The organism is Psychrobacter sp. AOP5-GZ1-6 (assembly GCF_052376345.1).
In the GTDB taxonomy this organism is placed as follows: Bacteria; Pseudomonadota; Gammaproteobacteria; order Pseudomonadales; family Moraxellaceae; genus Psychrobacter.
In genome coordinates this window covers 1-1,554 of sequence record NZ_JBQSVP010000251.1, presented here as the reverse complement: position 1 = coordinate 1,554, position 1,554 = coordinate 1, and the positions used below count along the sequence as shown (strand labels likewise).

The 1,554-nt window shown below is 41.0% G+C and carries 3 protein-coding genes; all 3 read left to right on the top strand.

Annotated elements, in window-relative coordinates; genetic code table 11:
* The first annotated feature begins 212 nt into the window (after positions 1 to 212).
* Genes rpsF through rplI form a run of 3 tightly spaced genes read left to right on the top strand, consistent with a single transcriptional unit; the run spans position 213 to position 1,395 of the window.
* The gene (gene rpsF, locus ACT3RN_RS15500; protein ID WP_057759380.1) at positions 213 to 617 is read left to right on the top strand and encodes a 30S ribosomal protein S6; all 405 of its coding nucleotides are present in this window, start codon (positions 213 to 215) and stop codon (positions 615 to 617) included.
* A gap of 16 nt (positions 618 to 633) precedes the next feature.
* Positions 634 to 864 carry a 30S ribosomal protein S18 gene (gene rpsR, locus ACT3RN_RS15495; protein ID WP_010198808.1) on the top strand — a complete coding sequence of 77 codons (231 nt, stop codon included), beginning with the start codon at positions 634 to 636 and terminating at the stop codon, positions 862 to 864.
* Between the two features lie 24 nt (positions 865 to 888).
* On the top strand, positions 889 to 1,395 hold the full coding sequence (gene rplI, locus ACT3RN_RS15490; RefSeq protein WP_192520964.1) for a 50S ribosomal protein L9: 507 nt from the start codon (positions 889 to 891) through the stop codon (positions 1,393 to 1,395).
* Positions 1,396 to 1,554: the final 159 nt, after the last annotated feature.

The following is a 1,554-nucleotide window of genomic DNA, read 5'->3' as shown; positions in this document are numbered from 1 at the left end:
TTAGAAAGCAATTTATGAAATTTATAGTTTATTAGCAGTATCTCAGCGATTAACCTTTGTGTTAATGATTGAGTACTGCTATAATACGGCGCTTTATATCCTAAGCTTATTCTAGATTGTTTTTTATAAAAACTGGTCAGAATTGGGCTTACCTTATAAATCTCCTTGCTATTAACATAGGGTTAATAGCTACTAATCCGTAAGGAGTCATAATGCGACATTACGAACTGGTGTTACTTGTACACCCAGACCAAAGCGACCAAGTGGTCGGCATGGTTGAGCGCTACATCAAGTTAGTTCAAGACAACAACGGTGTTATCCATCGTTTAGAAGATTGGGGCCGCCGTCAATTGGCATATCCAATCAACAAGATTCACAAAGCTCACTACGTTCTTTTCAATATTGAAACTGACGGTGAAACTTTGGCTGAACTTGAAGAATTATTCCGCTATAACGACGCGATCATTCGTAGTCTAGTTATGCGCCGTGACGAAGCTGTCACTGAAGAGTCGCAGTTAGCCAAGAATGCCGATGAAAAACGCGCACGCAAAGCAACTACTCGTCGTCCAGACAATCGTGAAAACGATAGCGACGACAACGACAACAGTGAAGACTAATTAAAGGAGAATACTCATGGCACGTTTCTATCGCCGTCGCAAATTCTGCCGTTTCACTGCTGAAGGCATCACTCACATCGACTATAAAGATGTTGAATTGCTAAAACAGTACATCAGTGATAATGGTAAAATCGTACCAAGCCGCATTACCGGTACATCTACTAAATATCAGCGTCAACTAGCTACTGCTATCAAGCAAGCTCGTTACTTATCGCTACTTCCATACACTGATAACCATCAGGGTTAACCGTTAATTAACTAGGAATGACTCATGCAAATTATTTTGTTACAGCGTATCGTCAACCTTGGTAAACTCGGTGAAACTGTCGATGTAAAACCAGGTTACGGACGTAACTTTCTTATCCCTTTGGGTAAAGCACTACCTGCTACTAAAGCTAACATTGAAAAGTTCGAAGCACGTCGTGCTGAGCTTGAAGCTGAAGAAGCAAAAGAAATCGCTAGTGCTCAAGAGCGTGCTGATGCTTTAACTGATGTTAATGTCATCATGCGTGCTAAATCAGGTGACGAAGGCAAGCTATTCGGCTCTATCGGTACTCGCGATATCGCCGAAGCATTGACTAACTCAGGTCTAGAAGTAGATCGTGCTGAAATCAAGCTTCCTGGAGGCACTTTACGTCAAGTTGGCGAATACAATGTTGATATTCAGCTACACCATGACGTTACTGCTAGCATCTTGGTTACCATTCTTTCTGAAGATGGTAACAACGAAGATTCTGCTGACGAAGAAGCTGCTGACGAAGACTATTCTGAAGAGTAATCTTCTATATAGTTAGACTCAGTCTATAAAAAGCCAGCAACCTTAGGTTGCTGGCTTTTTTTGTCTATGTTTTATGGTTACGCCCTATTTTGTTTAAGTAAGAGCTGTCAGAATATTGAAGCGTGTCCTCATTAAAAAAAGGTGATACACATTCGCTAA

Excerpts from the sequence above, each read along its gene's own strand:
- rpsF (WP_057759380.1), top strand. The coding sequence starts at position 213 with ATGCGACATTACGAACTGGTGTTACTTGTACACCCAGACCAAAGCGAC.
- rpsR (WP_010198808.1), top strand. The coding sequence starts at position 634 with ATGGCACGTTTCTATCGCCGTCGCAAATTCTGCCGTTTCACTGCTGAA.
- rplI (WP_192520964.1), top strand. The coding sequence starts at position 889 with ATGCAAATTATTTTGTTACAGCGTATCGTCAACCTTGGTAAACTCGGT.